This window comes from Specibacter cremeus, from assembly GCF_003946885.1.
Classification (GTDB): domain Bacteria; phylum Actinomycetota; class Actinomycetes; order Actinomycetales; family Micrococcaceae; genus Specibacter; species Specibacter cremeus.
Genome location: NZ_RWKQ01000021.1, coordinates 47,576 through 64,014 on the forward strand (window position 1 = coordinate 47,576; position 16,439 = coordinate 64,014).

Below are 16,439 nucleotides of genomic sequence, written 5' to 3' on the forward strand. Positions count from 1 at the left end.
GCCCGATCACCGGCGCAGCTTGGCCAGCCCCTTGTTGATGCGGTTGGCCCAGAACGGGCCGTCGTACAGGAACGCCGTGTAGCCCTGCACGAGCGTGGCGCCGGCGTCCAGCCGCTGCTGGACGTCGGCGGCCGTCTCCACGCCGCCGACGGCGATGAGTACGAGCCGGTCCCCCGTGGCGGCCTTGAGCCGGCGCAGCACCTCCAGCGATCGTTCCTTCAACGGCGCCCCGGACAGCCCGCCGGCACCGTGCCGGGCGACGAGGGCCGGATCGGAGACGAGGCCATCGCGGCCTATCGTCGTGTTCGTGGCGATGATGCCGTCCAGGCCCATGTCCAGGGCAAGGGCGGCCACGTCGTCGATGTCCCCGTCGCTGAGGTCCGGGGCGATCTTCACCAGCAAGGGCACGTGCCGTCCGGCGGACTCGTCGGCCGCCGCGCGCACACCGGCCAGCAGCGGGCGCAGCGTCCCCACGTCCTGCAGCAGTCGCAGCCCGGGCGTGTTGGGCGAGCTGACATTGACCACCAGGTAGTCTGCCGTCGGCGCGAGCGTGCGGGCGCTGACGAGATAGTCCGCCAGCGCTTGGTCGAGTTCCACGGCCTTCGTCTTGCCGATGTTGACGCCGATGACCGGGCGCACGTCCCCATAGGTGTTGTGCAGTTCGCGGGCTGCGGCCGCGAGCCGGGGGGCGACGGCGGCGGCGCCGTCGTTGTTGAATCCCATCCGGTTGATGACGGCCCGGTCCGCCACGAGGCGGAACAGCCGGGGTTGCGGATTGCCCGGCTGCGCGGCGCCGGTGATGGTTCCGACCTCGACGTGCCCGAAGCCCAGGTTGGCCAGTGCGCCGATGCCGCGGCCCTCCTTGTCGAAGCCCGCGGCGAGTCCGAACGGGCTCGGGAATGTCAACCCCAGCGCCTCGGTGCGCAGCGACGCCGGCACCGCGAACATGCGCCGCAGCACCGCGCCGGCCCCCACCCTGTGGGCGGCCTTGATGAGGGTGAAACCGATCGTGTGGGCCCGTTCGGCGTCCATCCAGGAAAAGCACACACGGAAGAAGGCGGGGTAGATGCGCATGGCTACCAGTTTCCCGTGTGGCCACCCCGATTCCAAAACCGCGACCACCCCGGCGCGCATCGCATAGCATGGCGCCATGGACACCGTGGGCACCATCGCAAGCATGCAGGCCGACGTCGTCGTGGTCGGCGCCGGCCTGGCAGGCCTTGTCGCGGCCGCCGAGGCGTACAACGCCGGGTGCCGCGTAATCGTGCTGGACCAGGAGCCGGAGGCGTCCCTCGGCGGGCAGGCGCACTGGTCGTTCGGCGGCATGTTCCTGGTCGACTCCCCCGAGCAACGCCACCTGGGCGTGAAGGACAACGCCGAGCTGGCGCTCTCCGACTGGCTCGGCTCGGCCGGGTTCGACCGGCCCGAGGACGGGTGGGCGCGGAAGTGGGCGCACGCCTACGTCGACTTCGCCGCCGGCGAGAAGCGCGCCTGGCTGCACGCGCTGGGGGTGCGCTTCTTCCCGCTCGTGCAGTGGGCCGAGCGTGGCGGCTATGACGGGCAGGGGCCCGGCAATTCGGTGCCGCGCTTCCACGTCACGTGGGGCACCGGCCCGGGCGTGTTGGCCCCCTTCATCGCCAAGGTCGCCGAGGGCGTCGCGGCCGGCCGGGTGACGTATGCGTTCCGGCACCGCGCCACCGAACTGGTGGTGCACGACGGCCGGGTCACGGGCGTGCGCGGCCATGTGCTCTCCGCGTCCGGGGCCGCCCGCGGGGAGGCCAGCAGCCGGGAGGTCACCGGCGAATTCGAGGCGGCCGGCGCCGTCGTCGTCGGCACCGGCGGCATCGGCGGCAATCACGACCTGGTCCGCCGGCTGTGGCCCGGCGGCGCGCCGGCACGCCTGATCACCGGCGTCCCGGCGTCGGTGGACGGGGCGTTCCAGGCGGTCGTGGAGGCGGCCGGCGGGCGCGTGGTGAACAAGGACCGGATGTGGCACTACCCGGAGGGCATCCACAACACCGACCCGGTCTGGCCGGACCACGGCATCCGGATCCTGGCCGGGCCGTCGTCGCTGTGGCTGGACGCGACCGGCCGCCGCCTGCCGGGGCCGCTGTACCCGGGCTTCGACTCGCTGGGCGCGCTGCGGCACATCACCGTCGGCGGTTTCGACTATTCATGGTTCGTGTTGAACAAGACCATCATCGACAAGGAGTTCGCCCTGTCCGGGTCCGAGCAGAACCCGGATTTGACCGGCCGCGACGTGTTGCTGCTGGCCAAACGCGCGCTGCCCGGCTCGGTGGGTCCGGTGCGGCATTTCCTGGACCACGGTGTCGACTTCCTGCAGGCCACCACCGCGCAGGAGCTGGCCATCCGGATGAACACGCTCACCGGCACCGACCTGATCGACCCGCAGGCCCTGTTCGACACGATCGCGGCCCGCGACGCGCAGGTGGCCTGTGGGCTCGGCAAGGACGGGCAGCTGGCCGCCATCCGCGCGGCCCGGCGCTTCGCCACCGACAAGCTGATGCGCGTGGTGCCCCCGCACCGGATGATGGCCCCCGAACACGGTCCGCTCATCGCCGTCCGGTTGTCCGTGCTCACCCGCAAGAGCCTCGGCGGCCTGCAGACGGACCTTCAGGCGCGCGTGCTCGGCGCGGCCGGCCGCCCCATCCCCGGGTTGTACGCCGCCGGCGAGGTGGCCGGGTTCGGCGGTGGCGGGGTGCACGGGTACCGCGCCCTGGAGGGCACGTTCCTGGGCGGCTGCCTGTTCTCCGGCCGGGTCGCCGGGCGCGCGGCCGCGGCTTCGTCCTGAGTCGGGACATGGACGACGACGGCACGCACGGCAGGCGGGAGGCGACGGGGTGGGAGCCCGACGACCTGGGCCCGGGGTTCGAGCGGCTCCGGCTGCCCCTGGGCGAGGACGCCGGCGGCCCCATCCTGGCCACCCTGGTCCGGCATGTCCCGCCGGCCCGGGCCGCCGCCCGGGCGGCTACCCCCCATGCCGTGCTCTACGTGCACGGATGGTGCGACTATTTCATGAATACCGGGCTCGCCGGTTTCTTCGCCCGGCACGGGGTCAGGTTCTACGCCATCGACCTGCACAACTACGGCCGCAGCCTGGTCCCGGGTTCGCTGCGCGGCTACGTGGCCGACCTGGCCGACTACGACGCCGACCTGGGCGCGGCGCTGGCGGTCATCCGGCGGGAGGCCGCCACCCCGGACGGCCCGCCGCGCATCCACCTGATGGGCCACTCGCTGGGCGGTCTGACGTCCGCGCTGTGGGCGCACCGGCACCCGGGCGAATTGGCCTCGCTCATCCTCAATTCCCCCTGGCTGGAGCTGCAGGGCAGCCGGTTCCTGCGCCAGATCGCCACGGCCATCCTGGGCCCGTTCGCGAAGTCCGACCCCTTGCGCGTGTTCAGGCACCCGGAGTGGCCGGCCTACTGGGAGAGCCTGTCCAATGAGGCGCACGGCGAATGGGACATCAACCCGGACTGGCGGCCCAGGGGTTCGTTCCCGTTCCGGGCCGGCTGGATGCGGGCCGTGCTGGCCGGGCACGCCCAGGTCAACGCCGGACTGGCCATCGACGCCCCCGTGCTGGTGCTGCTCAGCCGCCGCTCGCTGATCCAGCCGCTGTGGACGCCGGCGGCCATGGGCGCCGACGCCGTGATCGAGGTCGATGTCATGGCCCGCCTCGCCCTGTCGGTTGGCCGCCGCGTCACCGTCAACAGGTACGACGGGGCCCTGCACGATGTCGCATTGTCCGCCGCGCCGGTGCGCCGGCAGCTGTTCGCCGACCTGGCGGACTGGCTGCGCGCCTACGGCCCGGCCGTGCCCGCCGGCGCCGCGTCGACGGCCGCCCCGTAGCGCCGGTCGCGGCGCGCGTACTCGTCCACGGCCCGCCACAGCGTGCGCCTGTCGACATCCGGCCACAGCGTGTCCATGAACACGAACTCGGCATAGGCGCATTGCCACAGCAGGAAGTTGGACAACCGTTGTTCGCCGCTGGAGCGCAGGAACAGGTCCACGTCGGGCAGGTCGGGGTTGTAGAGGTAGCGCTGGATGGTGTTCTCGTTCACGGCGCGTGGGCTGACCCTGCCGTCGGCCACGTCGCGGGCCAGTGCCGCCACGGCGTCGGCGATCTCGGCCCGGCCGCCGTAATTAACACACATTGTCAACGTCACGGTGTCGTTGTCCCGTGTATGTTCCTCGGCGACCTCGAGTTCCTTGATCACCGACCCCCACAGCCGTGGCTTGCGCCCCGCCCAGCGGACGCGCACGCCCCAGGCGTCCAGCTGGTCGCGCTGGCGTCGCAGCACATCCTTGTTAAATCCCATCAGGAAGCGCACCTCCTCCGGCGACCGCTTCCAGTTCTCCGTGGAGAACGCGTACACGCTCACATACTTGATGCCCAGCTCGATGGCACCGGCCATGACGTCCAGCAGGGCCGGCTCCCCCGCCTTGTGCCCCTCGATGCGTGGCAGCCCGCGCTGGTTCGCCCAGCGGCCGTTGCCGTCCATGACGATCGCCACGTGCCGCGGCACGAGCCCGGCGGGGATGGCCGGGGCGACGGCGCCGGACGGATGCGGCCACGGCGCCACGACGGGGGGCTTGGCCGGGTTCCGGCCGGTGCCGGAGGGTTTCGCTGACGGCGTTCTTGACTGCCTGCCTGGCAAGGACGACACGGGTTATGCACGCTCCACGAGTTTCAGGGATCGGACGGTTCGTTCAAGATGCCATTGCACATAGGCGGCGACCAGCCCGGCCGCCTCGCGCCGGGCGCCGGGCACGGACGCGTCCGCGCCGGCCCAGTCGCCGGCCAGCAGGGTACCCAGCAGCGCCATGGTCTCCGGCGCGGGCGACGCGGAACCGGGCGGGCGGCAGCCGGTGCACACGGCCCCGCCCAGGGCGGCGTTGAACGCCTGGTGCGGGCCGGGTTCCCCGCACCGGGCGCAGTCGCCGAAGCTCGGGGCCCAGCCGGCGATCGACATGGCCCGCAACAGGTACGAGTCGAGGATGAGCTCGGGCGCGTGCGCGTGGCGGCTCAGCGAGGCCAGCGCCCCGACGAGCAGCAGGTAGTGCGCCGTGGACGTCTCCCCGTCGATGTCGGTGAGCCGTTCCGCGGTCTCGGTCATGGCCGCGGCGACCGTGTACTTGTCATAGTCGGCGGCAATGGCCTGCCCGTAGATGCCCGTGGCCACCGCCTGGGCCACGATGTCGAGGCTGCGCCCGTGCACGAACTGCACGTCGGCCACCATGAACGGCTCCAGCCGAGCGCCGAACTTGCTGCTGGTGCGCCGGACACCGCGCGCCACGGCACGCACCTGGCCGTGCCGGCGGGTCAGCATCGTGATGATGCGGTCGGCCTCGCCCAGCTTGTGCGTGCGCAGCACGACGGCGTCGTCCCGGTAGGTGCGTGCGGCGAACGAAGAATTGGACACCATCCCATTCTCCCACTCTTGTACGACAGGGTCTCGACGGGGTCTCGCCCCACGGGGTCTCGACAGGCTCGACCACCGGTGGTCGAGCCTGGGCCCACGGCCGCGAGGGGCCCCGCCCGAGCTTGCGAGGGTGGGGAGCGGCTGGGGAGCGCGACCCTGCTCAGGCGCGGGAGTCGCGCACCGCCCGGTTGACGGCGGAGATGACGGCCTTCAGCGACGCCGTGACGGTGTTCGCGTCGATGCCGGCGCCCCACAGCACGCGTTCGCCGACCGCGCATTCGACGTAGGCGGCGGCGCGGGCGTTGCCGCCTTCGGACAGCGCGTGCTCCGTGTAGTCCAGGACGCGCACGTCGACGCCGTCCTCGCCCAGGATGGCCAGCAGGGCCGCGATCGGGCCGTTGCCGGTGCCGGTCCGCTTGACCGTTGTCCCGTCGATCGAAAGGGTCGCCACAAGGGTGACCTCGCCGGCGTCGTCGGTCGACGCGCTGAACGGGCCGATCCGGTAACGGCCCCAGGCGCTGCCGTGGTCCTCGGCGGGCAGGTATTCGTCGGAGAAGATGCCCCACAGTTCGTCGGCGCTGACCTCCCCGCCCACCGTGTCGGTGCGCTTCTGGATGACGCCGGAGAACTCGATCTGGGCGCGCCGCGGCAGGTCCAGGTTGTGTTCGTTCTTGAGCAGGTAGGCCACGCCGCCCTTGCCGGACTGCGAGTTGACGCGGATCACGGCCTCGTAACTGCGGCCCAGGTCCTTCGGGTCGATCGGCAGGTACGGCACGGCCCACGTGAAGTCGTCGACCGGGACGCCGGCCTCCGCGGCCTCCGCCTCGAGGGCCTCCAGCCCCTTCTTGATCGCGTCCTGGTGGGAGCCGGAGAATGCGGTGAAGACCAGGTCGCCGCCGTACGGGACACGCTCCCCGACGGGCAGCTGGTTGCAGTACTCGACCGTGCGGCGGATCTCGTCGATGTTGGAGAAGTCGATCATAGGGTCGATGCCCTGGCTGAACATGTTCAGGCCCAGGGTGACCAGGTCGACGTTGCCGGTCCGTTCGCCGTTGCCGAACAGGCAGCCCTCGATCCGGTCCGCGCCGGCCAGGTACCCCAGTTCCGCGGCGGCCACGCCGGTGCCCCGGTCGTTGTGCGGGTGCAGGGAGAGGATGATGCCCTCGCGCGGGTGCAGGTTGCGGCTCATCCATTCGATGGAGTCGGCGTACACGTTCGGGGTGGCCATCTCCACGGTCGCCGGCAGGTTCACGATGACCTGGTTGTCGGCGGACGCCTCGAAGATGTCGGCCACGGCGTTGCACACGCGCACGGCGTAGTCGAGCTCGGTGCCGGTGAACGACTCCGGCGAGTACTCGTAGGTGATCTTCGTGTCCTCGAGCGTTTCCTCGTACTTCTTGCACAGCCGGGCGCCCTGCAGCGCGATGTCCATGATGCCGTCCTGGTCCTGGCGGAACACGACCTTGCGCTGGAGCACCGAGGTGGAGTTGTACAGGTGGACGATGGCCGTCTTGGCCCCGGCCAGCGCCTCGTAGGTGCGCTCGATCAGGTGTTCACGGGCCTGGGTGAGGACCTGGATGGTGACGTCGTCGGGGATGTGGCCGCCCTCGATGAGCTGGCGGACGAAGTCGAAGTCGGTTTGCGAGGCGGACGGGAAGCCGACCTCGATCTCCTTGTAGCCCATCTGGACCAGCAGCTTGAAGAACTTCAGTTTGCGGGCCGGGCTCATCGGGTCGATCAGGGCCTGGTTCCCGTCGCGCAGGTCGACGGCGCACCAGCGCGGCGCCTTCGTGATGAGCTTGTCCGGCCAGGTGCGGTTCGCCAGTTCGACGGTGATCTGGTCCTGGAACGGGATGTAGCGGTGGACGGGCATGCCCGAGGGCTTTTGTGCGTTCTGCATGGGATGTGACCTTTGCGTGTGAATCGATGAGGATGAAGGTCGGCCGGGCACCACGAACTCCGCAGCGAGGGGCGGCCAAATCATCCGGCAGGTCAGGGCCCGGGGGTTCGGAAGAACCCGGCTCGGGAAACCTAGGACGCCGTGAAGGAGGCCTCGCCGCGGCAGCTAAGAAGAAGCATTCCAGTGCGCACGATTTCAGCCTAGCACGCCGCGTACGATGAGGAGGAAACGCACCAGCATCCCCGACCCGAAGGGCAGCCTCTCCCATGACGCACTCCGGCATCAACCTCGCCAATGTTGACCAGGCGGTCCGGCCGCAAGACGACCTGTACCAGCATGTGAACGGCAAGTGGCTGGCGGCGGAGACCATCCCCGATGACCGGGCGATCAGCGGATCGTTCGTTGCGCTGCGCGATGACGCCGAGGCGGCCGTGCGCACCATCATCGAACGCGCCGCCGACCGGGCCACGTTCGGTGCGGCCGAGGCCGGCAGCGTGGAGGCGAAGATCGGGGCCCTGTACGCCAGCTTCATGGACGAGGCCGGCATCGCCGAACGGGCGGGCGCCCCGCTGGCACCGAAGCTGGCCGCCATCGAGGCGGCCGGCTCCGTGTCCGCGCTCGTCACCCTGATGGGCGCGTTCGACGCCGCCGGCGGCGACGGCCTGTTCGGCACCTATGTGAACAACGACGCCGGCAATCCCGACCGCGCGCTGCTGCACCTGCACCAGTCGGGGCTGGGATTGCCGGATGAGTCGTACTACCGGGAGGAAAAGTACGCGGGCATCCGCGACGCCTACGTCCCGCACATCGAAACCATGCTGACCCTGGCCGGAGTGCCCGGGGCCGGTGCCAAGGCCGCGCGGATCCTGGCCCTGGAGACGGAGATCGCCGCCACGCACTGGGACACCGTGACGCTGCGCGACCCGCAGAAAACATACAACCTGATGTCCGGATCGGACGTGGTGGCGATGCTGCCGCTGTTGCGTGACTGGTTCGAGGGCCTCGGCCTGTCCGCGGCGCACACGGCCGAGATCGTCGTCGCCACGCCCGACTTCTTCCGCGGCCAGGCCCCCCTGCTCGTTGCCGACCGGTTGGCGGACTGGCAGGCGTGGCTGGCCTGGCGGACGGTATCCGCGGCGGCCCCTTATTTGTCGGACGACTTCGTCGACGCGAACTTCGCGTTCTACGGCACCACCCTCAGCGGCACGCCGGTCATCAAGGACCGCTGGAAGCGCGGCGTCGCCCTCGTCGAGGGGGCCCTGGGCGAGGCGGTCGGCCAGCTGTACGTGGCCGAACATTTCCCCCAGACGCACAAGGCGCGCATGGAGGCCCTGGTCGGCAACCTGGTCGAAGCGTACCGGCAGTCCATCGCGGGGCTGGCCTGGATGAGCGAGGACACCGTCGCGAAGGCGCTGGCGAAGCTCGACGCGTTCACGCCGAAGATCGGCTACCCGGCCAAGTGGCGCGACTACGGGACGCTGGAGATCGTCGACGGCGACCTGCCCGGCAACGTGGAACGGTCGTATGCGTTCGAGCTGGCGCGCCAGCTGGCCAAGATCGGCGCCCCCATCGACCGGGATGAATGGTTCATGACCCCGCAGACCGTCAACGCCTACTACAACCCGACCATGAACGAGGTCGTGTTCCCGGCCGCCATCCTGCAACCGCCGTTCTTCGATGCCGAGGCCGACGCCGCGGCGAATTACGGCGGCATCGGGGCCGTGATCGGCCATGAGATCGGCCACGGGTTCGACGACCAGGGTTCCCAGTTCGACGGATCCGGCGCCCTGCGCAACTGGTGGACCGATGTGGACCGGGCCGCGTTCGAGGCCCTCACGGCGCGTCTGGTGGGCCAGTACGAGGTGCTTGAACCGGCGGCGGCGCCCGGCCACACGGTCAACGGCAAGCTCACGCTCGGCGAGAACATCGGCGACCTGGGCGGGCTGGCCATCGGTTACAAGGCGTACCTGCTCGACCTGGACGGCTCCCCGGCACCGGAGATCGACTCGCTCACGGGCGCGCAACGGTTCTTCTACTCGTGGGCCGAATGCTGGCGCTCGAAGATCCGCACCGAGGAGGCGGTCCGGCGCCTGGCCATCGACCCGCACTCCCCCGCCGAATGGCGCTGCAACGCCGTGGTGCGCAATCTGGACGCCTTCCACGAGGCGTTCGGCACGGGGCCGGCGGACGGGCTGTGGCTGGAACCGGATGCGCGGGTGAGCATCTGGTAGCGGCCCGCCGGCCATGAACCGCCGGTCGGATGCCTGGCGTCAGTTCGTGTAGAACAACGGATTGACGACCAGGCACTCGTTCTTCTCGGCCGCCGTGCTGGAGACGATGTCCTTCGGCAGTTCGGTCTTGCCGAAGGTGGTGCCGGAGATCCAGTCGGTCCCGGCGACCAGCTGCACGCCGCTGACCGTGGGGTCGCTGACGACGGCGGAGGCCGGGATGTGGAACAGCTTGGCGACATCCGCGGCCACGTCGCCCATGTTCGGCCCGTAGGCGATCTTCGTGGTGTGCTGCGCGGCGACGTCACCGAAGTTCTGTGCAGCCGTGAACCCGTCCTTGGCCAGCGCCGCTAGCAGGTCGTCGGCCCGGCCGGGGGCACCCGTGGCGTTCACGACGCCGATCGGCTGCACGGCCTTGTCATAGGCGGGGGCCGCCGGCGCTGCCGGGGACGGCGCCGTGGAGTGCGTGGCGCCCGGCGTGCCGGACGCGCCGCCCGCCGTGGGGTGTGCCGTGGCGCTCGGGGACGCCTTCGCGTGACCGGTGAAGTCGGCGTCGTTGCGCAGCCCGGCGAACAGCTGCCCGGCGTCGGGCTCCTTCAGCTGCACGCGGTTGGAGTCCTGTACCCACGCCTCGTTGGGCACGGTGATGAACGCGACATTGGCCGGGTCGATCTTGCTCAGCCGGGTCGCGATGGAGATCATGTCCGGGATGTTCGCCAGGCCCTTGTCGATCGTCAGGTTCTTCGTGACGACGTTCGCCAGGTTGTAGAGCATGGGCAGGTTCGTCAGCGTGCCGTCGGTCTTGATCTTGCGCACGAGCGAGCCGAGGAAGTACTGCTGGGCCTTGATGCGGGCGAGGTCGCTGGCGTCCCCGAACGCGTGCCGCGTGCGCAGGAATGCCAGGGCCTGTTCACCCTGGACCAGGCTCTTGCCGGCCGGCAGGCGCAGGCCGGAGCCGTTGTCGTCGTACATGGCGTGGTCGACGCACACCTGCACGCCGCCGATCGCGTTGGACAGTTCCTTCACGGCCGTGAAGTCGGCCAGCATGAAGTGGTCGATGGTCAGGCCGGTCAGCTGGTTGATGGCCGCGACGGTGCACCCGGGCCCGGCCTCCAGCAGTGCGGAGTTCAGCTGGGCCATGGGCTGGGCCGGGATGACCTGTCCCGTCTGGGAGTTGCGGCAGGCCGGGATCGGCACCATGAGGTCGCGCGGGAAGCTGGTGATGCTCACGTTGGAGTTGTCCGCGGAGATGTTCATCAGCAGCATGACGTCGGAGTTGCCCGAGCCGCCGGAGTCCGCCGTGGTGCCGTATTCGCTGTTGGCGCCGGCGCGCGTGTCGGTGCCCAGGATCAGGATCTGCATCGACCCGGTGTCCTCGGTCGTCGTCGACTTCGGCAGCGTGACCGCCGCGTTCAGGTCGTCGGTGTGCACGTTCTGCTGCAACCGCCACAACAGGAAACCGGCGCCGCCCACCGCGACGACGAGGACGAGGGCCAGGCCCAGCGCGGTGAGTTTCAGCCACAGCCGTGCGGACTTGGGGACGGCGAAGTGCCGGCCGGCGGGCTCGCCGGCCGGGGCCGAGTCAGGCTGTCCGGGTCCGGCAGACCTGTCGGCCGGCGTGCTGGCGCGGCGTCGCCCCATGGATGAACCTCTCGAAGACTTCAATGAACAAGAGACAAGCTTACGGGTGCTCTCTGGAAACCAGCTTCACGCCGGCTGTGCACGTCGCGGGTGTGGCGCCGGGGTCAGAATCCGAGCTTGACAAGCTGCTTGGGGTCGCGTTGCCAGTCCTTGGCGATCTTCACGTGCAGGTCCAGGTACACGCGGGTGCCCAGCAACGCCTCGATGCCCTTGCGCGCGGTGGTCCCGACGTCCCGGAGCCGGGCGCCGCCGCGACCGATGACGATGGCCTTTTGCGACGGCCGTTCCACGTACAGGTTCACGCGAACGTCGAGCAGCTGGTTGTCCTCGCTGCGGCCCTCACGGGGCACGATCTCCTCCACGACGACGGCCAGCGAGTGCGGCAGCTCGTCGCGCACGCCCTCCAGCGCGGCCTCGCGCACCAGCTCGGCGACCATCACGGCCTCGGGTTCGTCGGTCAGTTCCCCGTCCGGGTACAGCGCCGGGCCGAGCGGCAGGTAGCCGGAGAGGACCTTCGCGACGGTGTCGACCTGGAAGTCCTTGACGGCGGAGACCGGCACGACGGCGGCGAACCCGTCGGCGCCGAAGACCTCCCGTCCCAGCGACTCGACGGCGATGAGCGCCTCGCCCACGCCCTGCCGGTCCACGGTGTCCGTCTTCGTGACGATGGCGATGACCGGTTTGCGGCCGACGTTGGCCAGCTGCTGTGCGATGAACCGGTCGCCGGGGCCGATCTTCTCATTGGCGGGCAGGCAGAAGCCGATGGCGTCGACCTCGGCGAGCGTGTCGGCGACCAGGTCGTTGAGGCGCTGGCCGAGCAGGGTGCGGGGACGGTGCAGCCCGGGCGTGTCGACGAGCACCAGCTGGTAATCGTCACGATGCACGATGCCGCGGATCGTGTGCCGGGTGGTCTGCGGCTTGGCCGAGGTGATGGCGACCTTTTCGCCGACGAGGGCGTTGGTGAGCGTGGACTTGCCGGCGTTGGGCCGGCCGACGAGCACGGCAAAGCCGGACCGGTGGTCCACGTTCTCGGGTTCCGGCAAGCGTCCGGGGGCGGGCTTAGTCATTTTCACTCCTGTGGGCGGCACCCTGGGAACTGGAGTCAGCGTGCCTGGTTTCAGTGTCCGCCGCCGGGGCGGCGGAGGCAATAATGTGGCTGACCCGGTTGCGGCGCGGTTCCATCCGCTCGGCCAGCAGCCGGATGCCGGCCACGACCACGACGCTGCCCACCACCGGCACGCGGCCCAGATGCTTGGCGAGCAGGCCGCCGGCCGTGTCCACCTCGTCGTCGTCCAGGTCGCGGTCGAACAGTTCGCCGAGCTCGTCGACGGCGAGCCGGGCCCGGACCCGGTACCGGCCCTCGCCCAGGTCCGTCACGTCGGGGGCCTCCGAATCGTATTCGTCGATGATCTCGCCCACGATCTCCTCGAGCAGATCCTCGAGCGTCACGAGCCCGGCCGTGCCGCCGTACTCGTCGATGACGATGGCCACATGCGTTGATTCGAGCTGCAGTTCGCGCAGCAGGTCACTGGCCGGCTTGGATTCGGGCACGTACCGCACCGGCCGGGCCAGCCCCTCCACCCGGCGTCCCGCACCGGCCTCGGCGAGGCGGTGCGTGGCCGCCATGACGTCCTTGAGGTACAGGATGCCCAGGATGTGGTCCGTGTCCTCGCCGATGACCGGGATCCGGGAGAAACCGGAGCCCAGGAACGTGTCGAGGGCGTCGTCGAGGCTGGCATCCTGGTCGATGCCGACAATGTCGGTGCGCGGCACCATGACGGCCCGGACCAGCGTGTCGCCCAGGTCGAACACGCTCTGGATGATCTCGGCCTCGCTGTCCTCGATCGCCGCCGAGTCGCTGGCCCGGTCGACGAACTCGCGCAGTTCCTCCTCGCTGACGAAGGCGACGTCGCTGCCGGGCGCGTCCTTTGCGACGGTGCGCCCCAGGGCGGCCAGCCACTGCGGCACGGGCCCGAGCACGCGGTTGAGGAAGTGCACCAGCCCGGCCGTGCGCCCGACGACGGCGGCCGCGTGCATGCGCCCGAACTGCCGGGGCGAAACACCGACCAGCACGAACCCGATGCCGGCCATGATGACGGTCGCCACGAGCCCGGCCAGCCATTCGTTGCCGAACGCCGCGGACAGGGCCAGTGCGGCCGCGACGGCGGCGGCCATCTCGAACCAGACCCGCCAGAAGCGCAGCGCGTTCATGTGCGCGCCGGGTTCGGCCAGGAGGCGCTGCAGCGACCGGCCGCGGCTGTGCTCGGCGATGGTCTCGGCGTCGTGGCGCGGGAAGTAGTTCAGTGCCGCCTCGACGGCCGTCAGCACGGCGGCCACGGCCACGAAGACGATCCCCGCCGCCGTCAGGGCAACGGCTGTCACTGCATGGTCTCCCGGGGCGCCGCCCGGCCGAGGAAGCCCGCGAGCAGCTCACGCTGGAGCCCGAACATCTCCTCCTTCTCCTCCGGCTCGGCATGGTCGTAGCCGAGCAGGTGGAGCAGCCCGTGGGTGGTGAGCAGCAGCAGCTCCTCCGCCATGGAGTGGCCGGCCGCCTTCCCCTGGTCGAGTGCGACGGCGGGGCACAGGACGATGTCGCCCAACAGCCCGGCGGGGGTGGGCCGGTCCGGGGTGCCGGGGCGCAGCTCGTCCATGGGGAACGACAACACGTCCGTGGGGCCGGGCTCGTCCATCCATTCGATGTGCAGTTTCTCCATGGTGTCCAGGTCGGCCAGGATGATGGACACCTCGGTCTCCGGGTGCACGTGCATGGCCGACAGGACGTGCTTGACGAGCCGGACCAGGTCCTCGGCGTCGACCTCGACACCGGATTCGTTGTTGACCTCGATGCTCACCGGTTCCACGGTTCCCTTCGTTGCGCCGGCGTGCCGGCGGTCGTGTTGTGCCCGCGCGGGCGGGGCCCGGGACCGGCGTTCTGCTGTTCGTCCCAGACGCTGTAGGCCGACACGATGGCCCCGACGAGGCGGTGCCGGACGACGTCGGAGGCGTCGAGCAGGGAGAAGTTCACGTCCTCGACGCCGTGCAGGATCTGCTGGACCACGCGCAGCCCGGACCGGGCGCCCGCCGGCAGGTCGACCTGGGTGACATCGCCGGTGACGACCATCTTCGAGCCGAAGCCGAGCCGGGTGAGGAACATCTTCATCTGTTCCGGCGTCGTGTTCTGCGCCTCATCGAGGATGATGAACGCGTCGTTGAGCGTCCGGCCGCGCATGTACGCCAACGGGGCCACCTCGATGGTGCCGGCCGCCATGAGCCGGGGAATCGTCTCCGGGTCCATCATGTCGTGCAGCGCGTCGTAGAGCGGGCGCAGGTAGGGGTCGATCTTGTCGCTGAGCGAGCCGGGCAGGAAGCCGAGGCGTTCGCCCGCCTCGACGGCGGGGCGCGTCAGGATGATCCGGGTCACGTCCTTTTGCTGCAGCGCCTGCACCGCCTTGGCCATGGCCAGGTACGTCTTGCCGGTGCCGGCCGGGCCGATGCCGAACACGATCGTGAACTCGTCGATGGCGTCGACGTAGTTCTTCTGGTTCAGCGTCTTCGGGCGCACCGTGCGCCCGCGGCTGGACAGGATGTCATGGGTGAGCACGTCGACCGGCGACGAGGGTGTGCGGGCCTTGAGCATGAACACCAGCTGCTCCCAGACGGCCGGCGTGAGCACCGTGGCCCGGGCCACGAGCCCGCGCGCCTCGGTCATCAGCCGCAGGATCGTCGCGGTCTCGGCGGCGGGGCCGCTGATGGACAGCTCGTTGCCGCGCGCCAGCAGCGACACGCCGGGATAGCTGGCCTCGATGATGCGCAGGGCCTCGTCCTCGGCGCCGAGCGTGGCGACCATCTGTTCGGTGGAGTCGAACCTGAGCAGCTCGGTGCGGACATGGTCGATGGAGTGCGGGAAGGCGGCGCCCAGGCCGTCCGCGGTTGTCTGGCTCGGATGAGCCGAAGTTGATTCCGCCATAGGTTCGGCCCCCTCGGGGCCTCGCGATCTCTCCTTGGTGTGAACGATCCTGTGTGAACGATCCCGTGTTGGGGGTGCCCGGGTCGGGCGTTGTTCCCCTTAAATATAGCGCCCGGCCGCGTGCTTCCCGAGTGCCCGGGGACGGTGGCCGTCGGCCGGCCGGTCAAGTGCCGGTCTCGAATGTGTCTCGATACGGTTGCAGTTGCCGCGGCCGGGCCCGTACCGGCCATTCGGCGACCGTGGTTGTGCCAAGCTTGAACGGTTCGAGCCGGCCGTCTGCGGTGCGCGCTCACCAACCACACACGAAGCGAGAGAGCCCGGTCATGTCCGCAGCGCGCACACCAGCAGTCCGCCGTGGCCGGCTGCGCCGCGGGCTCGGCGGCGTTGTTCCGGCGGCCGTGCTCGTGCTCGCGCTGGGCGGCTGCATGGCCGGCGGCCCGAGCAGCGGCAACGGCTCCATGCCGGCATCCTCCGGCGGCTCGGCGTCCGCGCTGGTCACGTCGCTGCCGTTGGAGACCGCGGCGGCGGCCGCCACCATGCCCGTGTACTGGCTGGGACACAGCGGCGACGACGTGTTCCTGTACCGGGAGTTCCTGAAGGCCCAGCCGGACGCGGATCCGATCGTTGCCGCACTGACGGCCATGACGAGCCAGCGCCCGGCCGACCCGGACTACTTCACGGTCTGGCGCAAGCCGTCGCGCCTGGGCGTGTCGATCTCGGGCACCAACACGATCACGGTTGACATCTCGGCCGATGCGTTCGCCGCGAAGGTCGACCTCGGCATCGCCGAACGCGCCATCGCCCAACTGGTCTACACCGCCACGGCCGCGGCCAGCATGGCCGGGCTCGTCGACCCGGCCGCCAACTTGCAGGTGTCGATCCTGGTCGACGGGCACACCGGATTCAACGCGTTCGGCCGGGTGGTGCTGGACCATCCGTTGAGCCGGGAGAACACGTTCGTGGCGCCCATCTGGGTCGTGAACCCGCCCGAGGCCGCGGCGCTCACGGTGTCGCCCGTGACGGTTTCCGGCCGCGCCATCTCCAGCACCGGCACGCTCGATTGGCAGCTGCGTGCCGTCGGTGGCGGCGTCGTGCAGTCGGGGACCACCGCCATCGCGGCGGGCGCCGACAAGCTCGGCGACTTCAGTTTCAAGGTGACGACCGCGCCGGGAACCTATGAGATCCGCGTGTTCACCGCCGACCCGTCGGTGCCGGGCTCCCAGGTCGGCGTCGATTCCAAGACGTTCACGCTCAAATAGGCG

General features: G+C 70.2%; 13 protein-coding genes. 4 read left to right on the forward strand and 9 right to left on the reverse strand.

Features of this window, described 5'->3' with window-relative positions:
* Window positions 1–6 precede the first annotated feature (6 nt).
* A complete protein-coding gene (locus EJC77_RS10025) occupies window positions 7–1,074 on the reverse strand; it encodes a quinone-dependent dihydroorotate dehydrogenase (protein ID WP_125612168.1) in 1,068 nt (355 codons plus the stop codon).
* Window positions 1,075–1,150: 76 nt separating this feature from the next.
* Here EJC77_RS10025 and EJC77_RS10030 point away from each other — a divergent pair, with 76 nt between their 5' ends.
* Both EJC77_RS10030 and EJC77_RS10035 read left to right on the forward strand, forming a co-directional pair.
* Window positions 1,151–2,812 (forward strand): FAD-binding dehydrogenase, encoded by a 1,662-nt coding sequence (locus tag EJC77_RS10030; protein WP_125612170.1) that lies wholly within the window; start codon window positions 1,151–1,153, stop codon window positions 2,810–2,812.
* Between the two features lie 8 nt (window positions 2,813–2,820).
* Window positions 2,821–3,867: an alpha/beta hydrolase gene (locus tag EJC77_RS10035; RefSeq protein WP_125612172.1), complete on the forward strand. Its 1,047-nt coding sequence runs from the start codon at window positions 2,821–2,823 to the stop codon at window positions 3,865–3,867.
* Here EJC77_RS10035 and EJC77_RS10040 read toward each other — a convergent pair.
* The 3 genes from EJC77_RS10040 to leuA all read right to left on the reverse strand — a co-directional run bounded on the left by EJC77_RS10040 (window position 3,819) and on the right by leuA (window position 7,341).
* The gene (locus EJC77_RS10040) at window positions 3,819–4,601 is read right to left on the reverse strand and encodes an isoprenyl transferase (RefSeq protein WP_240630069.1); all 783 of its coding nucleotides are present in this window, start codon (window positions 4,599–4,601) and stop codon (window positions 3,819–3,821) included. The genes EJC77_RS10035 and EJC77_RS10040 overlap by 49 nt on opposite strands.
* An 87-nt stretch (window positions 4,602–4,688) precedes the next feature.
* The gene (gene recO / locus EJC77_RS10045) at window positions 4,689–5,441 is read right to left on the reverse strand and encodes a DNA repair protein RecO (RefSeq protein WP_125612174.1); all 753 of its coding nucleotides are present in this window, start codon (window positions 5,439–5,441) and stop codon (window positions 4,689–4,691) included.
* 160 nt (window positions 5,442–5,601) lie between these two features.
* Window positions 5,602–7,341: a 2-isopropylmalate synthase gene (leuA, locus tag EJC77_RS10050; RefSeq protein ID WP_125612176.1), complete on the reverse strand. Its 1,740-nt coding sequence runs from the start codon at window positions 7,339–7,341 to the stop codon at window positions 5,602–5,604.
* A 266-nt stretch (window positions 7,342–7,607) separates the two neighbouring features.
* Between leuA and EJC77_RS10055 the strand changes: the two genes are divergently transcribed.
* Window positions 7,608–9,572 (forward strand): M13 family metallopeptidase, encoded by a 1,965-nt coding sequence (locus tag EJC77_RS10055; RefSeq protein WP_125612178.1) that lies wholly within the window; start codon window positions 7,608–7,610, stop codon window positions 9,570–9,572.
* 39 nt (window positions 9,573–9,611) lie between these two features.
* Here the strand turns inward: EJC77_RS10055 and EJC77_RS10060 are convergent, their stop codons facing one another.
* From EJC77_RS10060 to EJC77_RS10080, 5 genes are all read right to left on the reverse strand, one after another.
* Entirely contained in the window at window positions 9,612–11,210 is a 1,599-nt protein-coding gene (locus tag EJC77_RS10060) for an LCP family protein (protein WP_125612180.1), read from the reverse strand.
* A 104-nt stretch (window positions 11,211–11,314) separates the two neighbouring features.
* Entirely contained in the window at window positions 11,315–12,277 is a 963-nt protein-coding gene (gene era, locus EJC77_RS10065; protein WP_125612182.1) for a GTPase Era, read from the reverse strand.
* Entirely contained in the window at window positions 12,270–13,592 is a 1,323-nt protein-coding gene (locus EJC77_RS10070) for a hemolysin family protein (protein WP_125612184.1), read from the reverse strand. The genes era and EJC77_RS10070 overlap by 8 nt, the downstream gene beginning before the upstream one ends.
* Entirely contained in the window at window positions 13,589–14,062 is a 474-nt protein-coding gene (ybeY, locus tag EJC77_RS10075) for an rRNA maturation RNase YbeY (RefSeq protein ID WP_125612226.1), read from the reverse strand. The genes EJC77_RS10070 and ybeY overlap by 4 nt, the downstream gene beginning before the upstream one ends.
* A complete protein-coding gene (locus EJC77_RS10080; protein WP_125612186.1) occupies window positions 14,059–15,177 on the reverse strand; it encodes a PhoH family protein in 1,119 nt (372 codons plus the stop codon). The genes ybeY and EJC77_RS10080 overlap by 4 nt, the downstream gene beginning before the upstream one ends.
* 323 nt (window positions 15,178–15,500) lie before the next feature.
* Between EJC77_RS10080 and EJC77_RS10085 the strand changes: the two genes are divergently transcribed.
* On the forward strand, window positions 15,501–16,436 hold the full coding sequence (locus EJC77_RS10085) for a Gmad2 immunoglobulin-like domain-containing protein (RefSeq protein WP_125612188.1): 936 nt from the start codon (window positions 15,501–15,503) through the stop codon (window positions 16,434–16,436).
* Window positions 16,437–16,439: the final 3 nt, after the last annotated feature.